This is a genomic window from Polyangium spumosum, from assembly GCF_009649845.1.
GTDB lineage: Bacteria > Myxococcota_A > Polyangia > Polyangiales > Polyangiaceae > Polyangium > Polyangium spumosum.
In genome coordinates this window covers 500868-523505 of the sequence record NZ_WJIE01000001.1, presented here as the reverse complement: position 1 = coordinate 523505, position 22638 = coordinate 500868, and the positions used below count along the sequence as shown (strand labels likewise).

Genomic DNA, 22638 nt, shown 5'->3' with positions numbered 1-22638 from the left:
CCGGATCGGGGCCAGGTTGCCAAGGATTCCAGCCCGGGCCAAGAAAAGTATCCACGGGCAGCGCTCGCCCGCCCCTGGGGCTCCTCTCGGGGGAACGGCAGCCCGTCGAGCAGGCGTGGACGTCGAGCCTCGGACCTCGTAGCCTCCCGCCCGTCATGCTCCCGTAACGTGATCGTCACGGAGGAGCGTGGTCGAGGTGAAGGCCATGAAGATCCATCCGATGTTCCCCGACCTCACGTTCGAGCCACCCGGCCCGGGTCCCTGGGAGCTCGAGAAAGCCCATTTCACCCGCCCGAGCACGCGCTTCGCCGCCGAGGTCATGACGCGCGGCATGCCGCGCGGCTTCGCCAAGGGAATGGAGCGATATGGGCTGCTCATGGAGCGGATGAACGTCGTCTCGGTGAACGGCTTCGGGTACGCGCAGATGGTGCCGTACGGCGTGCCCGAAGGAGGAGGCAACGGAGGGCCGCCGCCGAAGGCCGCGCTCTGGTTGCTCTTCCGGCTTCACCCCGGGATCCGGGCGCGGATCCGGAAGTGCCAGGCCGCCTTCGAGGCGAAATTGTGGCGCGCGGATCTCGAGCGCTGGGACCGGAAGGACAAGCCATGGGCCATCGCGGAGAACCAGGCCTTGCAGGCGATCGATCCGGCCTCGCTCGACACAGGCGAGCTCCAGAGTCACGTGCGGCGCGCGCGCTGGCACATGATGGACATGGCGACCCTGCACCACGAATACAACCTCGCGGCCGTCCTGCCGACGGGTGATTACGTCGCCCATACGTGCGAATGGACGGGCGCGAGCTCGGGGGAGGCGCTCGCGCTCTTGCAGGGGACGTCGCCGCTCGCCCGCGGCATCGCCATCGACGAGCTCGAGGCGCTGGGCAAGGCATTACGCGCGAGCGAAGAGGGGCGCGTGGTGCTCGCCGGGAAGGGGAATCCGCAGGGCGTGCTCGATACCCTCATGGCCATGCCGGGGGAGGTCGGGGCGGCGGCGCGGGGGTACCTCGATCTCGTGCGATATCGGTCGATCGGATACGACATCGCGGACAAGACCGCGGGGGAGCTGCCGGACATGCTGGTCCGGGCGCTCCGGGCGGTGATCGAGCGAGGGCACGCGGAGAAAGAGGCGCTCGCCGCGCGGGATACGAAGGAGCGGGAGTTACGCGCGCGGGTGCCGGCCGAGCACCGGGCGCAATTCGACGAGCTGCTCGGCGAGGCGCGGCTCGTCAACCGGCTGCGCGACGAGCGAGGCATTTACGCGGATAGCTGGGGGACGGGGCTCGCGCGCAGGGCCGTGCTCGAGGTGGGGCGGCGGCTCGTGGCGGCGGGGAAGATCGCGGATCGGGAGCACGCCGTGGATCTGACGATGGAGGAGATGGTCGAGCTGCTGGCGGATCGCGAGGGGCCGTCGGCGGAGGAGCTCGCGAGGCGCGCGCTGTATCGCGCGACGATGACGCTCGAGCACGCGCCGGCGTGGCTGAACGCGCCGCCGGGCGAGCCGCCGCCGCTCGATGTCTTCCCGGCCGCGGCGCGCCGCGCGATGAAGGCGATGAACGTGCTCATGGCCGAGATGTCGCAGGAGCACGCGGGGCCGAAGCACGAGGAGGATACGGGCGTGCGCGTGGCGGGCCTGTCCATCAATGCGGGCGTGTATGAAGGGACGGCGCGTGTTGTCCTCGATCCCTCGGATTTCGAGCGTATCCAGAGGGGCGACGTGCTCGTGACCCGAACGACGTCGGCGTATTTCAACGTCGTGCTGCCGCTGCTCGGCGCGATCGTGACGGATCGGGGAGGGCAGCTCTCGCACGCGGCGATCGTCGCGCGCGAATATGGTATCCCCGGGATCGTCGGCACGAAGGAGGCGACGACGGTGATCCCCGACGGCGCGCTCGTGCGGGTGGACGGCGAAAGAGGCGAAGTGACGGTGCTCGCCGCGGCGCCCGCGCTCTCGCTGGAGGTGGCGACGTGATCGCGACGCTCGATCGAGATTTGCCGGAGGCCGAGTTCGGCGGGAAGGCGGCGCAGCTCTCGCAGGCGCATCGGATGGGGCTGCCCGTTCCGCCGGCGTTTGCGCTGTCGTCGGCGTTCGTGGAGCGCGTGGTGCTCGGGGAGGAGGCGCTGCACGGGGCGATCTTCGACGCATTCGCGACGCTCGCGGGGCCCGTGGCGGTGCGGTCGTCGGGCATCGGGGAGGACTCGAGCGCGGCGAGCTTCGCCGGGCAACACGCGACGATCTTGAACGTGCGCAGCCGGCCCGCGTTGCTCGACGCGCTGAAGGCGGTGCACGCGTCGGCGCGGGGGCCGACGGCGCTCGCGTACCGGCGCACGCTGGGCCTTTTGTCGGAGCCGCGGATGGGGATCGTCGTGCAGCGGCTGGTCCACGCCGATTGCGCGGGCGTGCTCTTCACGCGCCACCCGATGACGAACGCCGACGAGCGCGTGATCGAGGCGACGTGGGGGCTCGGAGAGGCGGTCGTCTCGGGGCTCGTCACGCCGGACCATTACCGCGTGGCGCGCGGCGGGCGGGTGCTCCAGAAGAGAGCGGGCGAGAAGGACTGCGCGATCCGGTGGAGCGAGGGAGGGGGCACGGTCGAGGTCGCCGTGCCGGCGCACGAGGTCGGCGCGTTTTGCCTCTCCGACGCGCAGCTCGTGGAGCTCGACGCGCTGGCGTCGGCGTGTGAAGCGGCGTTCGCCGGCACGCAGGATGTGGAGTGGGCCTTCGCCGCGGGGCGGCTGTATCTGCTCCAGCGAAGGGCGATCACCCGTGGCTGAAGGAGGGCCCCGGGTGCCGACGCGCCTGCTCGCCGCGATCGCGCTCTCGGCGGCGCTGGCGCCGCTCAACTCGACGATGGTGGCGGTCGCGTTGCCCGAGATGTCGCGCACGCTCGGGGCCGATTCGGGTGTCTTGCGGCAGGCGCTCGTGTCGAGTTATCTGCTCACGAACGTCGTCTTGCAGAGCCCGGGGGGCAAGCTCGGCGACAGGCTCGGATATCGGCGGGCGCTCGCGCTGGGGCAGATATTGTTCGCGCTCGGGGCGGCGCTCGCCTCGGTCTGGCCGGTGCTGCCGGGGCTGACGGCGGCGCGTATTGCCATGGCCGCGGGCGGGGCGATCCTCGCGCCGAGCGCGTTTGCGTTGCTGCGGACGGAGCTGCCGCCGGAGGTGCGAGGGCGCGCGTTTGGCGCGCTGGGGGCCATGATGGGGCTGTCGGCGGGGCTCGGGCCGAAGGTCGGGGCGCTGCTCGTGACACATTTCGGCTGGACGTCCATTTTCCTCGCGAACGTGCCGGTGCTCGTCCTCTCGGCGGCGCTCGTGCACCTCGGCGCACCCGCGCCCGCGCCGTCGAAGGAGATGGCCGCGGCGGCGCGACCGCGCTTCGACGTACTGGGCTCCGTGTTGCTCGGGGCGTCGCTGCTCGGGGTGGTGGTGGGGCTCGAGAACGAGGCGTATCGATGGGCCGCGGCGGTCGGCGTCCTGGGGTTCGTGCCGTTTGCGTGGTGGGAGCGGCGCGCGGCGGATCCGATCATCGATTTTTCGTTGTTCCGGCGCCGCACGTTCGTGGCGGGGAGCTTGCTCATCGCGATCCAGAACTTCGCGATGTATTCGATCCTGTTCGAGCTGCCGCAGGTGGCGGGGCGTCTCTTCGGCGCGGGGCCGCGCGAGGTGGGCAATACGCTGGTGGCGATGATGGCGATGATGATCGTCGCTTCCCCGTTCGCGGGGCGCGCGTCCGAGCGCTTCGGGGCGCGGGCGGTGGCGCTCGTCGGTTGTGCGGTCGCGGTCGCGGGCGTGGCGCTGCTCGGGCTCTTGCCCTGGGACTCCACGACGGGGGCGGTGCCCGCGCTCGGCTTGCTCGGCCTGGGCCTCGGGCTGACGGGCGCGCCCTCGCAAGCGTCGTCGATCAGCGATGTGCCGCGGGACAAGAGCGGAATGGCGGCGGGCCTGACGTCGACGATGCGTTACATCGGCGGCATCGCCGGGCTGACCGTGCTCGGGCTGGTGCTCACGGAGGAGCCGGCGGCCGAGGTTGCCCGACGGGAGCATGGGACGAGCCTTCTCATCTTCGGGGTGGCGCTGGTGGTGACGATCGGGTGCGCGGCTTTGCTGCCCGGGCGTATTGCGGCGGCGGAGGGGGCGGCGGCGGGGGGGCGTTGAGGGAAAAGCCGGACGGACGACGTGACGCGGGCCGCGCGCGCCCGTCCGTAACCGTTATTCCCGTGCAAGCTGGCCCGTCCTCGTACCCTCGGCTATAACGTGCGCCAATGTGTCGCCTCTTCGGCGTTGTTTCCAGGCACGTCGAATCTCCCACCGAGCCTCTGGCCACGGCCCCGAAAAGCCTGGCGGCGCTCTCGCCGGAGCACCCGCACGGCTGGGGGATTGCCGCCCATGACGGGAAAGGCTGGGCGCTCCACAAGAGCCCCACGTGTGCCCAGGCCGATCCCGCGTTTCGCGCGATTGCGGCGAGCGTCCGCGGGCGTGTCGTCGTCGCGCATGTCCGTAAAGCCACGGTCGGGAGGACCGAGCTCGTCAATACCCATCCGTTTCGGCGGGACGCGTGGGTCTTCGCGCATAATGGCACGATCTCGGACGTCGGCTGGCTCGAGCGGCGCACGTCGCGGTCGCGGAGGCGGGAGATCACGGGGGATACGGACAGCGAGCGGTTCTTCGCTTCTCTGATGACGGCGCTCGACGAGGTCGGCGCCACGTTTGGCAGCCGCCGGGCGCCTCGGGGCGTGGTGGATCGGGCGCTCGCTCGTTTCCTCGAGGCTGCGACGGGCCGGCCGCGTTTCGGCGCCGCGAACTTTTTATTGAGCGACGGCGAGCTGCTTTATGCCCATCGTTTTGGCCGGAGCTTGTTCGTCTCGTCCGAGGCGGGCGTCGTCCGCATTGCGTCGGAGGCGCCACACGGGGGCGACTGGCGCGAGGTCGCCGAGCGCTCGCTCCTCTGCATTGACATGGCCGCGCTGCCGCCTCGAGAAACGACACGCCACCGGCCCGCTGGAAGAACTGCGCATTGCGCAGTTCTTCCACCTTCGGTCCAGGCCGTGGCTGCCAGGGGGGTGGACATCTTTTGAAAATTCCCCGCATCGACTGCGCTTCGCGCAGTCGATGCACCCTCGGTCCAGGCCGTGCCTGGTCGGGGTCCAGGGGTGGACAACCCCTGGTCGGGCCCGGGGTGAAACCCCGGCGCTACGCTCCGGTCACGGCGCTTCGGCGGGCGGGGCCTGGGGACCGGGGAGGTTGAAGCTGCGCGGGGGCTCGTATTCGGGGGGCGGGCCTCCTGGCAGTGGCTTGGGCTTGGGCGCGCTGCTGCAGGCGGCTGCGACGAGCATGAGGGCTGCGAGGGGCGGGACGAACCGGGGTTTCATATCTTGGTCCCCTTCCTCTTGATGCTCGGCGGTGGGGGCGTGACGGGGGCTTCGTGGTGGTTCTCCGGTGGCAAGCCGAAGGGGCTCGGGGGCGTGGGCGCGAGGGGATCTTGCGAGCCGTCGACCTTCTGGCGGACGTCGGCGGGCCTCGGCGGCGGCGTCGCGGGGGCGAGGTCGAACTTTGCGCCTTCGGCGCCGGGGGCGCCCATCGGGATCATCGTCGCTGCGGGGGCGGCGGTCGCGGGGCCCTCGTCGTCTTGGGAGCCGCATCCGAGGCCCGTGGGCAGGGCCAGGGTCAGGAGGAGGAACCAGGCGGGGAGAGCGCGCGGGCGAGCCGACACGAGCCGAGGCTAGCACGGCCTTGGCCTTGCGAGGGCAGCCGCGTTAGGTTTCGACGCCGTGGAGAGCAGCGTCATCCGGACCGAGGAGCTCGTCGAGCTCGCAAGGCGCGCCCGAAAGGCTGCGCGTACGCTTTCGACTGCGTCGCGGGAGGTGAAGGATCGCGCGCTCGTCGCGATCGCGGAGGCCCTGCGCGCCGAGGCGGCCGAGGGGTCGCCGTTGCGCGTCGCGAACGCCGAGGACGTCGAGGCCGCGCGGAGGGCAGGGCTCGCGCCTTCGCTCGTCGATCGGCTGGTCCTCGACGAGGCGCGGATCCTCGGGATCGCCGCGGCGGTCGCGCAGATCGCCTCGTTCGAGGATCCCGTGGGCGAGGTGCTCGGCATGAAGCAACGGCCGAACGGGCTCAGCGTGGGTCAGGTGCGGATCCCGCTCGGCGTGATCGCGATGATCTACGAGGCGCGGCCGAACGTGACGGTGGACTCGGCGGCGCTCTGCCTGAAGAGCGGCAACGCTGTGCTCTTGCGTGGGGGCAAGGAGGCGGCTCGATCCAACGCGGCGCTCGGGGAGCTCGTGCGGAGCGCGGTCGCGTCCGCGGGCCTGCCGGCGGACGCGGTGTTGATCGTGCCGCCGACCGATCGCGAGGGGATCCGGCTGCTCGTGGGGCTCGCGGGGATGATCGATCTCGTGATCCCGCGGGGCGGCGAGGGGCTCATCCGCTTCGTCACCGAGCACGCGCGCGTGCCGGTCATCCAGCACTACAAGGGGGTTTGTCACCTGTACGTGGACGAGGGCGCCGATCTCAACATGGCGCTGCGGCTCGTGGAGAACGGGAAGCTGAGCCGGCCCGGCGTGTGCAACGCGCTCGAGTGCTTGCTCGTGCACGAGAGCGTGGCGCTCGCGTTCTTGCCGCGCGTCGGCAAGCTCGCGGCGCAGGGGCTCGAGATCCGCGGCGACCAGGCGACGCGCGCGGTGATCCCGTCGGTGAAGGCCGCGGCGCCCGAGGATTTCGGGCAGGAGTTCCTCGCGCCGATCCTGGCGGTGCGGATCGTCGGCTCGATCGACGAGGCGCTCGATCACATCGCGCAGTACGGGTCGAACCACACGGAGGTGATCTGCACGCGGAGCTACGAGCGAGCGCAGCGGTTCTCGCGGTCGGTCGACGCGAGCTGCGTGATCGTGAACGCGTCCACGCGCTTCAACGACGGCGGCGAGCTCGGCCTCGGCGCGGAGATCGGCATCTCGACGACGAAGCTCCATGCGTATGGACCGATGGGGCTCGAGAGCCTGACCGCGAAGAAGTGGATCGTCTTCGGCGAGGGGCAAATTCGGTAAACGGCCCCGAGGAAGAGGGCCGCGTGAGGTAGAACTTGGCAACCAAGAAGCGATCGGACGGCGAGGGCGCGTCGCCCAAGCCCGCGCGTAGTAGCAGCAGCAGCAGCAAGACGACGGCGACGAAGAAGGCCAGCAAGACGGCAGCGCGCCCGTCGCGCGAGGTCGACGTGGACGAGGGAGCAGGCGAGCGGCCTTCGCGCGTGAGCCCGTCGGCCGTGAAGGCGGCGGTGAAGGCAGGGAAGAAGTCGGCCCGGCCGAAGCTGCGCGCCTCGCACGCGAGCGGGCAAGCGACGACGCGTGGCGCGGGGGCGAGCAAGGCGACGGCGAAGCGGCCGGGTCTGCCGCGGCGCAAGGCCGAGGGCGAGGTCCGCAGCAAGGCCGCGCCGGGCGTGAAGAAGGCGCCGCTCGCCGCGCCGAAGCGAGCCGCGGCCGGGAAGAAGGCGCCGGTGCCGGAGACGGCCTCGCCGGCGCGGGAGCTCGCGGTCCAGGTCGCGACGGCCGGCCTCGACAAGAAGGCGCTCGGCGTGGAGATCCTCGACGTGCGCGGGCGCGTCGACTACGCGGATTTCCTGGTGCTCATGACGGGCCGCAGCGATCGGCACGTCGGCTCGATCGCGCAGGGGATCGAGGAGGAGCTCGGCAAGAAGAAGATCGCGCCGATCTCGGTCGAGGGCATGTCGGCGGCGACGTGGGTGCTGCTCGATTACGGCGACGTCGTCGTGCACGTGTTCCAGGAGGACGCGCGGCAGCTCTACGACATCGAGGGGCTCTGGATGGACGCGAGCCGCGTCGCCGTGCCCGAAGGCGAGGCGGGCGCGAGGCCCGCAACGCAGGTGAACCGCGCGCAGGCGGACGCGGGCGAGGGGTTCGGTGACGATGAGCCCAGCGCGGACGACGACGAGGACCGGAGCGAGGAAGAGTAGAGCCGGATCGCATGCGTATCGTCGTCGTCGCCGTCGGCCGGGTGAAGGACAAACCGCTGCGCGCGGCGCTCGACGACTACCTCGGCCGCGTGCGGAGGTATGTGCCTTGTGACGAGATCGAGCTCGAGGACGCGCCGCCTGCGCGGCTCGTCCCGCTCTTCGCGAAGAAGACCGAGGGCTCGACGACGATCGCGCTCGAGGTCATGGGCCGCGCGCTCGACAGCCCCTCGTTCGCGCAGGCGGTGGAGCGCGCGGGATCTCGCGGCAAGGGCGTGGTCTCGTTCCTCATCGGCGGCGCGGACGGTATCCCCCCGGAGACGTCACGCGCCGCGCACGATCGGCTCAGTTTGTCGACGCTCACGTTCCCGCACAGGCTCGCGCGGCTCGTGCTCGTGGAGCAGATCTACCGCGCGATGACGATCCTGCGCGGCGAGCCGTACGCGCACTAGGCGGGCTTCGTCTTCTCTTTGCTCTTCCGGTACGCCTCGCGCTGGGCCTCCGTCGGCTTCTTGCCGAAGAGGAAGGCGAGGCCGATCGAGAGCACGTAGAGGATCAGCATCGGCACGGCCATGACGATCTGGCTCGTGATGTCGGGCGGCGTGACGATCGCGGCGACCACGAAGGAGACGAGGACGAACCAGCGGCCGAACCTTATGAGCTGCAAGTAATTGACGATGCCTGCGAGCGACAGGAACAGGATGAGCAGCGGGATCTCGAAGACGATGCCAAAGGCGAGCAGCATCCGCGTCACGAAGTCGATGTACTCGCCCATCATGACGGTGGGCGTGATCGTCACGCCCTCGCCGCCGCCGACGGTGCCGGCGAGGCCGAGGAAGTAGTTGAACGTGATGGGGAAGGCGACGCGCCAGCCGAAGTAGCAGCCGCCCGCGAAGAGCGACGACGCCGAGAGCACGAAGGGGATCACGAAGCGCTTCTCGCGCGCGTAGAGCCCGGGCGCGATGAAGGCCCAGAGCTGGTAGAAGAGGATCGGCGCGCTGAGCACGATCGAGCCGAGCAGCGAGAGCTGGAAGTACGCGATGAACGCGGCCTGCGGCGACTCGAAGTGCAAGGTCGCCTGGTTCGGCAGGCCTTGCGAGGCCCACGCGAGCTTGAAGGGCCGGGAGATGACGTCGAGCAGGGGATCGCGGTACTCCCAGGTGAGCACGGCGCAGATCAGGAACGCGACGAAGCAGTAGACCAGGCGCTTGCGGAGCTCGTCGAGGTGCTCCCAGAACGTCATGGGAGCCCCGCCCTCGTCTTCGTCGATCGGGGCCGGCTCCGCGTCCTTGACCGCCTTCGCCTTTGCGTTGCTCATGACGCCGCGCTCGGCTCCTTCGTGACGACCCGGCTCGTCGGATCGTCGGTCGCCACGATGCCCAGCGGATGGTGGGCCATGGGATCGGTCGCGCCGAGCTCCGCGCCGCCGTAGGGGGACGCGTCGTCGGGCAAGGCGTCGTAGGCGTCACAGCCGACGAGCGGGTACTCGCGTTCGCGGAGGATCTCGACGGGCTCTTCGCCATGTGGGGGCGGCATGTTCACCGCGGCGGTCACGGCGGCAGCGGCGGCGGTCGCGGGCGAGGGGACGCCCGCCTTGGCGGCTGCGGCCGGGACGGCGAGCTTCTCCAGGCCGTCGAGCACGTTCACGTTCGAGAGCGCGCGGATCTCCTGGAGGCTCCGGTCGATGCCCTCGTCGCGGAGGAGCGTGTCGATGCCGCTCTGCGCCCGGAGGTCCGTGCTCATGCGGCGGATCTTCGCCACCCATTGCCCGGCCGTCCGCATCATGCTCGGCAAGTGCCGCGGGCCCACCACCACGATGGCCACGAGCACGACCACGACCATCTCGCCGAAGCTCAATCCGAACACGCGAGCAAGCTAGCGCGCCGTGGGTTCGGAATCCACCGGGAGACGCTTCCCCGGTTTCCGCAGCAGCGGCCGCGCGAGCTGACCACACGCCGCCCCCACGTCGCCGCCGCCCGAGTACCGCACGATCGTGCCCACGCCACGCCCGAGCAGGACGGCGCGGAAGGCCTCGAGCCGGGTGGAGGGCTGGAAGGGATCCGGCGCGGCGCCGTCCGCGATCGCGTTGTAAGGGATCAGGCTCAGCCGAGGCCTCTGTCCATGCGCCTCGGCGAACGAGCGGCAGAGATCCGCGAGCGCCACGGCGTCCTCGTCCGCGTCGTTCTCGCCGGCGAGCAGCGTGTACGCGAACATCGGCGAGCGCCCCGTGGCCCGCGCGTGCTCACCCGCAGCCGCGAGCACCTCGTCCAGCGGATGCGCGCCTTCGATGGGCATGAGCGCGCGCCGCCGCCCCGGCCGCGCCGACCCGAGCGAGACGCCGAGCCGCACCTGCGGGACCTCCCGGAGCAGCGTGCGGATCCCGGTCGGCAAGCCCGACGTGCACACCGTGATGTTGCGCATGTCGATGGCGAGCGCGCTCGGCTCGCTCATCACGCGGATGGCGTGGATGACGCGCTCGATGTTGGCCATGGGCTCGCCCATGCCCTGGAAGAGCACGCCGTGCACGCGCGGGCGGACGCCGGCGGCGACGAGGCTCTCCGGAGGGGACGCCACGAGCTCCTCGCGTACGCGCCGGACCTGCTCGACGATCTCCCACGGCTCGAGGTTGCGGCCGAGGCCCATGCGCCCGGTCGCGCAGAACGCGCAGGCGAGGGCGCAGCCGACCTGCGAGGACACGCAGACCGAGAAGCGACCCGGGTGCTCGAGCGGGATCCGTACGGTCTCGATGACGGCCCCGTCGGGCAGGCGGAAGGCGTACTTGACGAACGGGTCGATCGCGCTCGCGGCGCGGCTCTCCAGGCGGATCGAGGGGACGTGGCCGGCTGCGCGGGCGGCGTCGAGCGCGGCGCGCCGGATCGTCGCGGGCGAGCGCTCGGGCACGTTGCCCGTGCGGTGCACGAGGGAGACGATACGCCGCGCGTCCGTCACGTCGATGTTGCAAGCGCGGGCGAGCTCGTCAGGGAGAGTGGCCTGGAGGGCGAGGGGCACGGCGGCTCCGTTCTAGTCGAGCGGGGCTCCGGACGCACTCGTCTCGTTCTTCTCGGCCTAGGAGGAACCTGCTACGCTCCGTGGTGATGATGGACCCTCCGAACCGCGGCGGCCCCACGATGATGCTGGCCCCGTCCGCCCGGGGTGGCGCTGCGCTCTCGTTTCCTCCCGCCGGCTCGCCCGGCAGGTTCCCTCCGGTCGACCAGCATATCGTCGCCCCGGAGATGACGCGTGACGAGATGGTGCGCGGCCGGAAGATCATCGCCCAGCCCGCGCTCGAGCCGCACGGCGACGCGCACGCCAACCTCGGCGCCGTGATCCGCTTGCACGTCCGTGAAGGGTATCGCGCCTCGATCGACCTGCTCACGCGGGTCTCGGAGGGCTCGAACTTCGCGACGGACCTGTCGGTCCGGCGCGACGGCACGGATCCCGCGACGGGGCGGCGGCACCTCGAGGAGGTCTCGTTCGAGATCGTGAACGAGCAGGCGCCAGGCCTCGTGCGCGAGAAGGCCGAGGACCTCGTGGAGCGCGGCGTCCGGCGCGTGTTCGCGATCCTCGTGAAGCGCGGCGAGGTCTGCGAGTGGTCGCACGAGAACGGCGCTTTCATGGTGCTCGACCCGAACGGCACGATCGAGGACCCCTGCTTTGTGCGGCCGATCCAGGTGCGCGCGCTCGTCGACGGCGCGGTCGCGGAGCGCGAGGCCGTACGCGCGCTCGAGCGCAAGGGCAACCCGGAGCTCCTGGCGATCAAGCAAAACGCGGAGGAGAAGGGGCGGGACGAGGGGCGCGAAGAGGGGCGCGAGGAGGGGCGCGAGGAGGGGCGCCGCGAGATGCTCCTCGAGGTCCTGCGCGAGCGCTTCGGGGAGCTCTCCGAGGCCACGCAGGCGCGCGTCACGACCGCCAGCGGCGCGACCTTGTCCCGGTGGGCGAAGCGCTCGTACACCGCGAGCACGCTCGACGATGTGTTCGCCGAGGTCCAGGGAGACAGCGGGTCCGTTCGTCGCTGAGCTCGATCCAGCGCCGCGCCTCTTCCTTCCGGCCTTGCATGCGTCTACCGTCGCGCCTGCCATGGCTCGTCGTCGCGCCCTCTTGCTCGCCGTCGCCTCGGCTGCCCTCACGGCGCTGCCCGCGGGTGATGCCTGGAGCTCGCCCGAGGACGTCTACGGCTTCGGCCCGCGCTCCATGGCGATGGGCGGTACGGGCGCCGCGCTCGGCCGTGGCTTCGAGGCCGTCTGGGGTAACCCCGCGCTGCTCAGCCTGGAGCATCGGCGCGAGCTCACGATCGGCCTGCTCGGCTCCGTCTTCGACCTGCGCGCCCCCACGCGCCTGAACTACGACAGACTCGCGGGCGGCTTCATCGGCGCGGTCTTGCCCGTGCCTTTCGCCGGTGCGCTGAAGGATCGCATCACCATCGGCCTCGGCTTCTTCACGCCCTTCGACCTCATCGTCCGCGGCCGCATCCTCTACCCCGAGACCAAGCAGTTCCCCCTCGCGGATCGTACGGCCTCCGTCGCGGTCCAGGTCGGCCTCGGCGTCGACGTCGGCTACGGCGTGCGCATCGGCGGCGGCTTCGCGGCGCTCGCGGCGCTCACCGGATCCGTCCTCGTCGCCACCGACGCATCGGGCCGCATCGGCACCGTCGTCGAGGACACGCTCGTCGCCAGCTACGGCCCCATCCTCGGCGCGAGCTACGAGCGCGGCGCCTACCGCGTCGGGCTCACCTACCGCGGCGAGCTCGTCGGCCGCTTCAACGTCGTCATCGAGGTGAAGGATCTCGGCCAGATCGTCGTGCCTCCGCTCAACATCTCCGGCCTCGCGCAGTACGACCCCGCGCAGATCGCGCTCGAGGTCGCGCGCGTCCGCGGCCCGTGGCGCGTCACCGCGGGCGCGACGTACAAGCGCTGGTCGGCCTACCCCGGGCCCGCCGAGGCCACCGTGCGTTGCCCGGAGATCGACCCGTCCACCGGCGCGCCGCCCGAGGAGCCTTGCGGCGCCCTCGTCCCCGCGCCGCTCGGGTACACCGACACGGTCGTCCCCCGCCTCGGCGTCGAGCGCGTGCTCTCGCCGAAGAAGGGCGTCTCGATGATGCTCCGCGCCGGCTACTTCCTCGAGGTCTCGCCCTCGCCGCTGCAGACCGCCGCCGCGAACATCTTCGACAACACCCGCAGCGTCTTCGGCCTCGGCTACGGGCTCGAGCTCGCCGCGCCCTTGCCGAACCTGCGCTTCGACCTCGCCGGGCAGGTGCAGGTCCTCCATCCGCGCACGCACGACAAGGCCGCGGACGTGCCCGCCGAAAATCCAGGCGCGCCCTCCGTGCGCACGAGCGGCGTCGTCGTCGCCGGCGCGGCCACCGTGGGGGTCGGGTTCTGATGAGGAAACGCGCGCGTCTGATCCTTCCTGCGCTCGTCGCCGCGGGGCTGCTCGCCGCGCCCGACGCGTCCGCCAGCGCTCCCGGGACGTACGGCATGGGCTCCCGCGCCGCCGCGCTCTCGGGCGCCGTCACCGCCGACGCGACCGACTTCTCCGGCTGCTTCTACAACCCCGCCGGCCTCGTCTCCGCGCCCGGCCTCGAGCTCTCGCTCGGCTACCTCTACGCGGACAACCGCCTCCGCATCAACGGCAAGGACAACGACGTCGCCGACGTCCACGGCCTCATGGCGGGCATCGTCGCGCCGGGGCGCATCGCCAAGCTGCCGTTCGCCTTCGGCATCGCCACGTACATCCCCGACAATGGCCTCTCCCGCATCCGCGCCCTCCGCCAGGAGACCGCGCGCTGGGAGCTCTACAACGACCGTCCCACCATCCTGTTCCTCTCCGTCCACCTCGCCGTCCGCCCGTTCCCTTGGCTCGAGCTCGGCGGCGGCCTCGCCTTCCTCGCCGCCACCCGCGGCCGCTTCGGCATCCGCGGCGAGGCCGACGTGCTCCGCCCTTACGACTCGCAGCTCTCCCACGAGGTCGACGCCGACCTCACCTCCATCCGCTACCCGGTCGCAGGGGCGCGCGTAAAACTCGGCCGCTTCGGCTACCTCGGCCTCGCCTACCGCGGACAAACCAAGCTCGACCTCGCGCTCCAGGCGAACCTCGAGGGCATCGTCGACTTCGCCGGCGTCGACGTCCCGCTCCGCTACACCCTCGAGACGCGCACGCTCGACGCCTTCCAGCCGCAGCAGGTCGTCCTCGGGTTGTCCTTCCAGGCCGTGCCCCGCCTCCGCGCGAACCTCGATCTCGGCTGGGTGAACTTTTCGGCCTACGAGAGCCCGACCCCCCGGACCTCCGCCCACCTCGAGGCCGAGCCGCCGCCCGGCGTGGGCGTCGAGCTGCCCGAGGACCCCAAGCCCGTCGTGATCGTCCCGCCCGCCTTCGAGGACCGCTTCGTGCCGCGCCTCGGCGTCGAGTACGTCCTCGCCTTCGGCGCCGAGCGGCGCGCCTCGGGGCGCAAAGAGCCGGCGAAGGCCGTCGAGATCCCCCTGCGCGCTGGCTACGCCTACGAGCGCTCGCCCGTCCCGCCGCAGTCGGGCCTGACGAACTTCGTCGACGCCGATCGCCACACGATCTCCCTCGGCGCGGGCCTCGTCCTCAACGCGCCCTTCTCCGTGCTCCGCGGCGCGCTCCGGCTCGACACCCACGTGGCCCTCTCGGTGCTGCCCGAGCGCGTCACGCAGAAGGCGAGCCCCGCCGATTTCGTGGGCGACTACCGGGCCGACGGCACCATGATCGCAGGCGGCGCCACGCTCACCGCCCAGTTCTGAGGGGAAGACGATGCGCACGGGACACGCTCTCTCGTTCCTCCTCGCGCTCCTCTCGGGTTGCGCCACCCTCGCCGACACCGAGACCGGCGGGGAGAACCTGCCGAGCGCCGCGGCCGGCCCGTTCCGCCCCCTTCGCGCGGGCGAGCTCGGCAACCTGCGCTCCGCTCCGAACGCCCTCGAAGACGACGACACCTTCCCCCGCGACCCGGCCGTCCTCGACGCCGACGGGGATCCCGCCACGCCCGCGGTCTTCGGCTACTTCGCGATGACCCCCGAGGTGGCCGGACAGGACCCCGATCCCACGGCCCCGCCGGGCGCCATCGTGCGGCATGGCGCCGAGGACGGCCGCTCCTTCGACCGCGCGCCCCTCTCCGTGCTCACGCCCGCCGAGCCCTGGGAAGGTGGCACCGTCGGCGCGCCTTCGGCCGTCCGTGTGGGGGGCGAGGTCTTCCTGTATTACGCCGCGGCCGGCGGCATCGGGCTCGCGCGGAGCTCCGACGGCGCCGCCTTCACGCGCGTGGCCGGCCCCGTGCTCGGCCCCGACGCGGCTGGCTGGGAGGCCTCGGCCGTGCCGCGCAGCCCGGGCGTCGTCGTGCTCGACGACGGCTCGTTCCGGCTCTTTTACGAGGTCCCGGGCCCTGGCGGCGCCGCGCGGATCGGCGAGGCGCGCTCTGACGACGGCGTCACCTGGACCCGCGTGGGCGACGGCCCCGCGCTCGCGCCCGCGCCGGCCGGGGAGGGGACCGAGCCTCCCTACGACGGCGCGTCGGTCGGCGCGCCCGCGCCCGTGCTCGTTCGATCCGCCGAGGGTCGCCCCATCCTGCGCGTGTATTACGCCGCCCGGGACAGCCTCGGCCGCTCCGTCGTTGGCCTCGCGGCCCGCTTCGATCCCGCGAGCGCCTCGCCCCTCGAGCGCGCCGTGAGCCCTGTCTTCGGCAGCGGCAGCTCGCTTGGCCCGGGCGAGCCCTGCGTCGTCGTTGGCCCCTCCTTCACCTTGCTTTTTGCCACGCAGCGCGCCGGTCGCACGAAGAGCGCCAATTATCCGGCGGTCGCCGTGGGTGTGGCGCCGGCGGACGTGTCCTTGCCTGCCCCTTGAAACCGAGCGCGGCGGGGCGCGCTTCTTTACTTTGCGCGCGCTGCGTGGTGTAACTTCGAGGCGACCGAGTGAGCCCTCCCTGCGCCGGCAGGGCTCACGTCCCCGGGGAACCGCGCCACGGAAGCGAGATGTTGGAAGGAGACCAGATCACTCCCAAGATGCGGCTCTCGAGGCACCTCGGGACGGAGGGCAAATCCCAGGTCTGGGTCGCCGAGCACGTGGGCCTCGGCAAGGAAGTCGCCGTCAAGCTGATGGGGCGCGCTTTGTCGCGGAACTCCTCGCCCCTCCACCGGTTCCAGCGCGAGGCGGACGTCGCCGCGCGGCAGATCAAGAGCCCGCACGTCGCGCAGGTCCTCGAGCACGGCCTCACCCGCAACGGGATGCCGTACCTCGTGATGGAGCTCTACGACGGGGAAGACCTCGGCGCGCGCCTCCAGAAGAGCGGCCCGATGTCCCCCAAGGAGGCGGCGCGCCTCGTCTCGCAGCTCGCCAAGGGCCTCGGCAAGGCGCACCTGCTCGGCCTCGTCCACCGCAACCTCAAGCCGAGCAACGTCTTCCTCACCGAAAACGAGAACGGCGAGTTCGACGCCAAGGTCCTCGACCTCGGCCTCTCCGTGCGCGCCGGGATCTCCTCGATGGGCCGGACCACGAGCGACGCGACGACCATGATCTCGCCCGAGTTCATGAGCCCGGAGCAGATCTTCGGCCAGAAGGACGTCGATTTCCGCTCCGACCTCTGGGCCCTCGCGGTCCTCGCCTATTACGCGCTCAGCGGCCGCGCGCCCTTCAGCGGGCAGAACCTCGAGGCCTTCGGCAACGCCATCGAGGAGGGGCGCTTCGAGCCCATCACCACCCTCGTCCCCGGCCTGCCCAGCACGGTCGACGCCTTCTTCACCAAGGCCCTCCAGCGGGATCCCACCGCGCGGTTCACCGGGGCCAAGGAGCTCGCCGACGAGTTCGAGCGCGCGCTCGGGGTGGAGGGCGAGGAGCGCACGAGCCGCACCTCGTTCCCGCTCGTCGCCCAGCGTGGCTCTTCGCCCGGATCGCGGCCGCTCGGCGCGAGCTCGGGCACGGGCTCGACGCGCCGGCCGAAGCTCGGCTCGTTGAAGGAGATCTCCGACCGCATCCCGCCCGAGATCCGGGAGGCGGCCATGGCCCCGCCCGAGGTCCTGCCCGTGACGGTCCGGCCCGCGGAGCCCCGCCAGGGCTCGGCGCTCGTGATCGTCCTGCTCGCGCTCCTCGGCATCGGGACCATCGTGGCCGGGCTGTCGCTGCTCTCCGGCGACAGCTCGCCCCCCCCGAGCACCGCGCCGACCACGCCGCGTTAACGAACCTCGTACCGGGACGAACCGCGTCGCCCCACGGGCAGCGCGTTCACGAGTCGGATCATCGTCCAGACCGTGCCGGCGATTTTCCGGAGCTTCGATTGTCCCACGCGCTCCTGGTAGTCGATCGGCATCTCGACCACGCGGTAGCCGCATTTCGCCGGGAAGAGCAGCGTATCGATGGGCAACGCGTCGCCCTCGCCGTCGAAATCGAAGGCGCGGACCATACTCGACCGGTACGCCCGCATGCCGCTGTGTACGTCGCACGTCGGGATGCCGTGCATCAGGTGCGCGAGCGCCGCGAAGGACCGGTTCGCCAGGTAGTTCGGCAGCGGCATCGCCGCGGGCCGCGTCCGCGTGCGGGCGCAGTTCACCATGTCCACGCCTTCTTCCTCGACGAGCTTGCGCAAGACCGGGATGTAATCGGCCGGGTAGGTGAAATCGCAGTCGAGGTAGATGAGCAGCTCGCTCTCGGCGGCGGCGCTGTACATGAGCAGCTCCATCGCCGGCCCGTGTCCACGCGGCGGGATTTGCCGCAAGACACGCGCGCCGAGCCGCGCCGCGATCTCCGGCGTCCGGTCCGTCGAGCTGTCGACGCAGAGGATCTTGGCGTCGGGCGCGACCCTCCGGATCTCGCCCATCATCGCCTCGATGCTGTCCTCCTCGTTCATCGTCAACATGCCCACCGTCAGGCTGAGCTTGCGCGCCTTCGGGGGCTTTCGGGCGACGTACACGTTCTGGAAGGACAAAAGCTCCGGCGCGCGCGCCGCCACCACGTCCTCCACCGGCCGCACGAGCCCCTGGTAGAGCTTGTACGGCAGCGACTTGCGCAGGCCCTCGGGGTCCGGGTTTCCCCCGGGAGCGACCGCCTTTTGCGCCGAGAGCACGAGGTCCTTCGCCGCGCGCACGAGCATCGGGTTCTGCTCCATCCGCAGCACCTCGAGCCCGGCGCGCGTGAGCGTCTCCCGGCCCGTCTCGCGCGTGAAGAAGCGCAGGTGCGAGTCGTCGAGGATGCCGCTCTGCGTGTACTCGAACTTGCCCGCGAGCAGCCCCAGCCGCACGGTCCACGCCGCCACGTTCGGCAGCGACACCACCACGTGCCCGCCGTCCTCCAGGTACGGGAGCAGCCGCCGGATCACGGCGACGGGATCGGCCACGTGCTCGAGCACGTCCGCGAACAAAAGAAGGTCAAAACTCCGGCCGGCGAGGCCCTTCGTCACGGCTTCGTCGCTCGTCACGTCGATGGCGAGCACCTCGTCGAGCCGCTCCTTCGCGCGGGCGATCGAGCCCTCCGCGATCTCGATGCCGGTCACGTGGGCCCCGCGCTTCTTCGCGGCCTCGCCGTTCAGGCCCACGCCGCAGCCGACGTCGAGCACGCGCCGCGGCCGCCCGATGGCCCGGACGAGCGCGAGGTTCTGCTCCTCGACGACATACTTGGTGGAGGGCGCGCCCTCGGCCGGGGAAGTGCCGCTTGCCGTCACGGCGGGGCTACTTAGCACGGCTCGCCCAGGCCGCGTTGAACTCGCGGATCGTCTCGTCGGTCTTCGGGTTGTGCAGCATCTTCCGCAGGATGGCCGGCGGCACCGTCACCACGTGCGCCCCGTGGGCGAGCGCCTCGTTCACGTCGAGGATGTGCCGGATCGACCCCACGATGATCTTCGCCGCGAGCTTCTCCCGCTCGAGCTGCGCCCGCGTCTCGGCGATGACCGGCCGCACGTCGTAGCCCATGTCCCGCACCCGGCCGCTGAAGATCGACACGTACGTCCCGCCCGCGAGCGCCGCCAGGTAGGCCTGGTTGAAGCTCATGATACACGTCACGTTCGTCTCGATGCCCTGCGACGCGAGCGCGTGCGTCACGCGTAGCCCCGCCTCGCCGAACGGCACCTTGATCACGATCCGCGTCGGCGCCCACGCGTGGTAGAGCCGCGCCTCCTCCATCATCGCGCCCTCGGACTCGCTCACGAGCTCCACGGAGACCGGGCCCTTCGAGGCGGCGACGACGGCGCGGATGCGCTCTTCGAGGTCCACCGCGCCCGCCTCGCGCGCGAGGATGAGCGGGTTCGTCGTGACCCCCGCGATCACCCCCCAGGCGAAGATGTCCTTGATCTCCTTGGGATCCGAGCTGTCGAGAAAGAGCATGTCGACTCCGAGCAACGCCGCCGGCAAGGCCGGGGGGCGGCGGAGCATAGATCAGGCCGGCGCCATGGCTAGAGAATCTCGGATCCGCCGGGCGAGCTCGTCGAAGCGGCTCGCCGACGCGTCCGGTCGGATCATCGGGATCTCGTCGAAGCCCCCTCGAACCGGGCACATCTCGCAGCGCCCCCACTCGAAGACGAGCCCCGCGCGGAGGCCCGCCGCGCGCGCGGCCAGCACATCCACGGCCGCGTCGCCGACCATCCACGAGCGTGAAGGATCGAGCCCGAGCTCCTCCACGATCGACAGCAGCATCCCCGGCTTTGGCTTGCGGCACGTGCAGTCCGTGGCGAGCGCCGGATCACCGCCCGGCCCGCCCTCCGGGTGGTGCAGGCAGGCGCGGACGGCTTCGATGCGGATGCCCTCGGCCGCGAGCGCGTCGACGAGCGCCTGGTTCGTCCGGGTGATGGCGCTCTCCGGGATCTGGCCCTTCGCCGCGCCTGGCTGGTTCGTCGCGATCGCGAGGGCGAAGCCGGCGTCTTGCAGGAGGGCGAGCCCCCTGGCGACGCCGGGCAAGAGGCGCACGTGATCCGGGTGGAAGGCGCTCACCACGGCGCCGAGCTCGGGGTCGCGGACGAAATCGATGAGCGTCCCGTCGCGGTCGAGGATCACGCCGGCCCGCGCCCGTCCGTTCATGCCTCGGCCACCATCTGCCGCAGCCGCTCGCAGATCAGGTGATGGTAGACTTCATGAAAACCCTCCACGTGCGGCGTCGACGTGTGCCCGCCCGAGGTCCGGGGGACGAGGATGGAGGCGTCGGCCATCTGCCGCAGCGCGCCGCCGTCGTAACCCACGAGCGCGACCACCTTGCCGCCGTGTTTCTTCACGAAGTCGGCCGCGGCGACCAGGTTTTGCGACCAGGGCCCGGCCTTGTCCGCGCCCGAGCCGCCGTGGACGCTCAGGCAGACGAGCACGTCGCCGGGCGCCATCGAGCCGTCGAGCTGCTCGAGGAAGATCCTGTTGAAGCCCACGTCGTTCGTGAGCGCGCTGATCAGCGCTGCGTTGTCGCAGAGCGAGCGGCACTTGAAGCGCTTCTTGCCTTCCGCCCAGGTGAACTTCGAGATGTCGCAGGCCAGGTGGCTCGCGTTCGCCGCGCTGCCGCCGTTGCCGCAGGTGTAGATGGTGTGGTCGTTTCTCCAGGCCTCGAAGAGGACCTCGATGACGGCCGTGAGGTCTTCGCGGCTCGTGCCGAGGGCGATCTCGGCGGTCTCGCGCAGGTAGGTGTCGACGAAATCGTGCGTGGACGGCATGGGCCCGTCGTTCTAGCGCAGAGCGCGGAGCCTGGGGAGGGGGGCGCGCCGCGGCGCTTCACAGGTTGATCTGCATCCCGAACTCCACGACGCGCCCTGGCGGCAGCCCGAAGTACGCGGTCGCCGGGCGCGCGTTCCGGGAAATGAAGGCGAAGAGGCCTTTCCGCCACCGCATCATCTTCGACCGCCCCGTGGGCAGGAGCGTCTCGCGGCCGAGGTAATAACTCGTGCGCTTCAGGTCGATCACGAGCCCGTGCGCCTTGCAGGCGAGCAGCACGCTCGGCACGTGGGGCGATTGCATGAACCCGTAACGCGCCCGCACCCGATAAAAGCCGTTCCCTTTGTCGATGATGCTGACGCGCTCCTCGGGGGGGATCTCGGGGACGCGCTCGCTCGTGATCGACAGGAGCACCACCTGCTCGTGCAGGACCTGGTTGTGCTTGAAATGGTGCAAGAGGACGGGCGGCGTCCCGTGCGGGTTCGAGGCCATGAAGACCGCGGTCCCCTTCACGCGGAAGGGTTTTTGGTTCGCCACGTCCTCCAGAAATTGATCGAGCGGCGAGAGGTCCGCCTTGAAGGCCTCGCCGAGGAAACGACGCCCGGTCTTCCAGGTCGTCATCACCGTGAAGATGCCGACGGCCAGGACGACGGGGAACCAGCCGCCGTGGAAGAACTTGGCCGCGTTTGCCGTGAAAAACGACAGATCGATCACCAGGAACGTCAACACCGGCGGCAAGGCCTTCCAGAGCGGCCAGCCCCAGCGCTGCGTGACGACCACGAAATACACGACCGTGGTGATGGTCATCGTGGCCGTGACCGCGATGCCGTAGGCCGCCGCGAGCGCGCTCGACGTCCGGAAGAGCAGGACGAGCAGCACGCAGGCCACGAGGAGCGCGCGGTTGATCTCGGGGATGTAGATCTGCCCTTCGGTGTGCTTCGACGTATGCACGATGGTCACGCGCGGGAAATACCCGAGCTGGACCGCCTGCTGGGTGAGCGAGAATGCCCCCGAGATCAAGGCCTGCGAGGCGACGATCGTGGCCGCGGTGGCGATGGCGATCGTCGGATAGAGGGCCCAGGAGGGGGCGAGCGCGTAAAACGGGTTCGTCGCGCCCTCGGGGTGCTGGAGCAAGAATGCGCCCTGCCCGAAATAATTGAGGAGCAGCGCCGGCCATACGACGACGAACCAGACCCTCCGGATCGGAGCGCGTCCGAAATGCCCCATGTCCGCATACAGCGCCTCGCAGCCCGTGATGCAGAGGACCACGGCGCCGAGCAGCAAGAACCCGTGGCCCCGGTGCTCCAGGAAGAAATGGAGGCCATACCGCGGATCCACCGCGGCGAGCACGCTTCGATTGACGAGGATCCAGCGGGCCCCGAGCGTCGCGATGGTCAGAAACCAGAGGAGCGTGACGATCCCGAAGACGTTGCCGATGTTCCCCGTTCCGCGCTTCTGCACGAGGAAGAGCCCGATCAAGATCACCACCGTGAGCGGCACGATGAGCGGCTTCAAGGGGTGGTAGGCGACCTCGAGCCCCTCCATGGCCGAGAGCACCGAAATGGCCGGCGTGATCACGCCCTCGCCATAAAGAAGCGACGCGCCGAGCAGCACGAGCAAGACGAGCGGCCCCGTCCCTGGCCCTCTTCGGGGCGGCACGAGCGCGAGCAGCGCCATCGTCCCGCCCGATCCCTGGTTGTCGGCCTTCAGGATGAACCCGAGGTATTTGACCGACACCACCATCAGCAGCGTCCAGAAGACCAGCGACAGGATGCCCAGGATGTTCTCCGGCGTCGGCGCGACCCGGTGCGAGGCGGCCGGGCTGAAGCATTCTTTGATGGCGTAGAGCGGGCTCGTGCCGATATCCCCGAAGACGACGCCGAGCGCGCCGAGGAGCAGGGCCGCGCGGGGGCCGTGGGCCGCGGGCGCGCCGGGCTGGGCAGCCCTTCCGGTTTCGTCCGTCATCGCGGCGAACCTAAGGCCATCCGGCCAGGAGGCGAGCGAGCGGTGGCCCGCCATCGCCTTCGCCCCCGCTTCCGCCTCCGCTCGTGCTGCATCAAAGA

Annotated in this window: 21 protein-coding genes; 12 read left to right on the top strand and 9 right to left on the bottom strand. The window is 70.8% G+C overall.

From position 1 onward, the window contains the following. Window positions 1–205: 205 nt before the first annotated feature. From GF068_RS02260 to GF068_RS02245, 4 genes are all read left to right on the top strand, one after another. The gene (locus tag GF068_RS02260; RefSeq protein WP_153817633.1) at window positions 206–1966 is read left to right on the top strand and encodes a PEP-utilizing enzyme; all 1761 of its coding nucleotides are present in this window, start codon (window positions 206–208) and stop codon (window positions 1964–1966) included. Next, window positions 1963–2769, top strand: a complete 807-nt coding sequence (locus tag GF068_RS02255; protein ID WP_153817632.1) for a PEP/pyruvate-binding domain-containing protein — start codon at window positions 1963–1965, stop codon at window positions 2767–2769. Before GF068_RS02260 ends, GF068_RS02255 begins: the two co-directional genes overlap by 4 nt. A 13-nt stretch (window positions 2770–2782) precedes the next feature. Next, window positions 2783–4150 carry an MFS transporter gene (locus tag GF068_RS02250; RefSeq protein WP_338046170.1) on the top strand — a complete coding sequence of 456 codons (1368 nt, stop codon included), beginning with the start codon at window positions 2783–2785 and terminating at the stop codon, window positions 4148–4150. A 107-nt stretch (window positions 4151–4257) separates the two neighbouring features. Further along, entirely contained in the window at window positions 4258–5070 is an 813-nt protein-coding gene (locus tag GF068_RS02245) for a class II glutamine amidotransferase (RefSeq protein WP_153817630.1), read from the top strand. 290 nt (window positions 5071–5360) lie between these two features. Here the strand turns inward: GF068_RS02245 and GF068_RS02235 are convergent, their stop codons facing one another. Continuing rightward, entirely contained in the window at window positions 5361–5705 is a 345-nt protein-coding gene (locus tag GF068_RS02235) for a hypothetical protein (RefSeq protein WP_153817628.1), read from the bottom strand. Between the two features lie 58 nt (window positions 5706–5763). Here GF068_RS02235 and GF068_RS02230 point away from each other — a divergent pair, with 58 nt between their 5' ends. Genes GF068_RS02230 through GF068_RS02220 form a run of 3 tightly spaced genes read left to right on the top strand, consistent with a single transcriptional unit; the run spans window position 5764 to window position 8407 of the window. Continuing rightward, window positions 5764–7035: a glutamate-5-semialdehyde dehydrogenase gene (locus tag GF068_RS02230; protein ID WP_338046169.1), complete on the top strand. Its 1272-nt coding sequence runs from the start codon at window positions 5764–5766 to the stop codon at window positions 7033–7035. 35 nt (window positions 7036–7070) lie between these two features. Further along, the gene (gene rsfS / locus GF068_RS02225; protein ID WP_240806571.1) at window positions 7071–7958 is read left to right on the top strand and encodes a ribosome silencing factor; all 888 of its coding nucleotides are present in this window, start codon (window positions 7071–7073) and stop codon (window positions 7956–7958) included. An 11-nt stretch (window positions 7959–7969) separates the two neighbouring features. After that, window positions 7970–8407: a 23S rRNA (pseudouridine(1915)-N(3))-methyltransferase RlmH gene (locus GF068_RS02220; RefSeq protein WP_153817627.1), complete on the top strand. Its 438-nt coding sequence runs from the start codon at window positions 7970–7972 to the stop codon at window positions 8405–8407. Here the strand turns inward: GF068_RS02220 and tatC are convergent. From tatC to rlmN, 3 genes are read right to left on the bottom strand one after another with little or no spacing between them, the layout of a single operon-like run. After that, entirely contained in the window at window positions 8404–9273 is an 870-nt protein-coding gene (gene tatC / locus GF068_RS02215; protein WP_153817626.1) for a twin-arginine translocase subunit TatC, read from the bottom strand. The two genes, GF068_RS02220 and tatC, sit on opposite strands and share 4 nt — an antisense overlap. Continuing rightward, window positions 9270–9821, bottom strand: a complete 552-nt coding sequence (gene tatB / locus GF068_RS02210; protein WP_153817625.1) for a Sec-independent protein translocase protein TatB — start codon at window positions 9819–9821, stop codon at window positions 9270–9272. Before tatB ends, tatC begins: the two co-directional genes overlap by 4 nt. 9 nt (window positions 9822–9830) lie before the next feature. Then, a complete protein-coding gene (rlmN, locus tag GF068_RS02205) occupies window positions 9831–10964 on the bottom strand; it encodes a 23S rRNA (adenine(2503)-C(2))-methyltransferase RlmN (protein WP_338046168.1) in 1134 nt (377 codons plus the stop codon). A gap of 86 nt (window positions 10965–11050) precedes the next feature. On the opposite strand from rlmN, the gene GF068_RS02200 reads away from it, so the two are divergent. The 5 genes from GF068_RS02200 to GF068_RS02180 all read left to right on the top strand — a co-directional run bounded on the left by GF068_RS02200 (window position 11051) and on the right by GF068_RS02180 (window position 17137). Next, window positions 11051–11971 carry a PDDEXK family nuclease gene (locus tag GF068_RS02200; protein ID WP_153817624.1) on the top strand — a complete coding sequence of 307 codons (921 nt, stop codon included), beginning with the start codon at window positions 11051–11053 and terminating at the stop codon, window positions 11969–11971. Window positions 11972–12032: 61 nt separating this feature from the next. Next, window positions 12033–13334: an OmpP1/FadL family transporter gene (locus tag GF068_RS02195; RefSeq protein WP_170319266.1), complete on the top strand. Its 1302-nt coding sequence runs from the start codon at window positions 12033–12035 to the stop codon at window positions 13332–13334. Beyond that, window positions 13334–14713, top strand: a complete 1380-nt coding sequence (locus GF068_RS02190; protein WP_153817622.1) for an OmpP1/FadL family transporter — start codon at window positions 13334–13336, stop codon at window positions 14711–14713. Before GF068_RS02195 ends, GF068_RS02190 begins: the two co-directional genes overlap by 1 nt. A 10-nt stretch (window positions 14714–14723) precedes the next feature. Next, window positions 14724–15809, top strand: coding sequence for a glycoside hydrolase family protein (locus GF068_RS02185; RefSeq protein ID WP_153817621.1), 1086 nt, complete (start codon window positions 14724–14726; stop codon window positions 15807–15809). 128 nt (window positions 15810–15937) lie between these two features. After that, window positions 15938–17137 carry a serine/threonine-protein kinase gene (locus GF068_RS02180; RefSeq protein WP_153817620.1) on the top strand — a complete coding sequence of 400 codons (1200 nt, stop codon included), beginning with the start codon at window positions 15938–15940 and terminating at the stop codon, window positions 17135–17137. Here GF068_RS02180 and GF068_RS46820 read toward each other — a convergent pair. Genes GF068_RS46820 through GF068_RS02155 form a run of 5 tightly spaced genes read right to left on the bottom strand, consistent with a single transcriptional unit; the run spans window position 17134 to window position 22540 of the window. Further along, window positions 17134–18615 carry a methyltransferase domain-containing protein gene (locus GF068_RS46820; RefSeq protein WP_338046167.1) on the bottom strand — a complete coding sequence of 494 codons (1482 nt, stop codon included), beginning with the start codon at window positions 18613–18615 and terminating at the stop codon, window positions 17134–17136. The genes GF068_RS02180 and GF068_RS46820 overlap by 4 nt on opposite strands. Before the next feature lie 7 nt (window positions 18616–18622). Next, on the bottom strand, window positions 18623–19273 hold the full coding sequence (locus GF068_RS02170; RefSeq protein ID WP_153817619.1) for a transaldolase family protein: 651 nt from the start codon (window positions 19271–19273) through the stop codon (window positions 18623–18625). Between the two features lie 51 nt (window positions 19274–19324). After that, window positions 19325–19963 carry a D-glycero-alpha-D-manno-heptose-1,7-bisphosphate 7-phosphatase gene (locus GF068_RS02165; protein ID WP_153817618.1) on the bottom strand — a complete coding sequence of 213 codons (639 nt, stop codon included), beginning with the start codon at window positions 19961–19963 and terminating at the stop codon, window positions 19325–19327. Further along, entirely contained in the window at window positions 19960–20577 is a 618-nt protein-coding gene (locus GF068_RS02160; protein ID WP_153817617.1) for a D-sedoheptulose-7-phosphate isomerase, read from the bottom strand. Before GF068_RS02160 ends, GF068_RS02165 begins: the two co-directional genes overlap by 4 nt. Window positions 20578–20635: 58 nt before the next feature. Further along, the gene (locus GF068_RS02155) at window positions 20636–22540 is read right to left on the bottom strand and encodes a potassium transporter Kup (protein WP_153817616.1); all 1905 of its coding nucleotides are present in this window, start codon (window positions 22538–22540) and stop codon (window positions 20636–20638) included. Between the last annotated feature and the right edge of the window lie 98 nt (window positions 22541–22638).

Bases quoted from the DNA above. Each gene is read 5' to 3' on its own strand.
- GF068_RS02260 (WP_153817633.1), top strand. From the start codon at position 206: ATGAAGATCCATCCGATGTTCCCCGACCTCACGTTCGAGCCACCCGGC.
- tatC (WP_153817626.1), bottom strand. From the start codon at position 9,273: ATGAGCAACGCAAAGGCGAAGGCGGTCAAGGACGCGGAGCCGGCCCCG.
- GF068_RS02185 (WP_153817621.1), top strand. From the start codon at position 14,724: ATGCGCACGGGACACGCTCTCTCGTTCCTCCTCGCGCTCCTCTCGGGT.
- GF068_RS02200 (WP_153817624.1), top strand. From the start codon at position 11,051: ATGATGGACCCTCCGAACCGCGGCGGCCCCACGATGATGCTGGCCCCG.
- GF068_RS02190 (WP_153817622.1), top strand. From the start codon at position 13,334: ATGAGGAAACGCGCGCGTCTGATCCTTCCTGCGCTCGTCGCCGCGGGG.
- GF068_RS02245 (WP_153817630.1), top strand. From the start codon at position 4,258: ATGTGTCGCCTCTTCGGCGTTGTTTCCAGGCACGTCGAATCTCCCACC.
- GF068_RS02155 (WP_153817616.1), bottom strand. From the start codon at position 22,540: ATGACGGACGAAACCGGAAGGGCTGCCCAGCCCGGCGCGCCCGCGGCC.
- GF068_RS02195 (WP_170319266.1), top strand. From the start codon at position 12,033: ATGGCTCGTCGTCGCGCCCTCTTGCTCGCCGTCGCCTCGGCTGCCCTC.
- GF068_RS02170 (WP_153817619.1), bottom strand. From the start codon at position 19,273: ATGCTCTTTCTCGACAGCTCGGATCCCAAGGAGATCAAGGACATCTTC.
- GF068_RS02180 (WP_153817620.1), top strand. From the start codon at position 15,938: ATGTTGGAAGGAGACCAGATCACTCCCAAGATGCGGCTCTCGAGGCAC.
- GF068_RS02220 (WP_153817627.1), top strand. From the start codon at position 7,970: ATGCGTATCGTCGTCGTCGCCGTCGGCCGGGTGAAGGACAAACCGCTG.
- GF068_RS02165 (WP_153817618.1), bottom strand. From the start codon at position 19,963: ATGAACGGACGGGCGCGGGCCGGCGTGATCCTCGACCGCGACGGGACG.
- GF068_RS02160 (WP_153817617.1), bottom strand. From the start codon at position 20,577: ATGCCGTCCACGCACGATTTCGTCGACACCTACCTGCGCGAGACCGCC.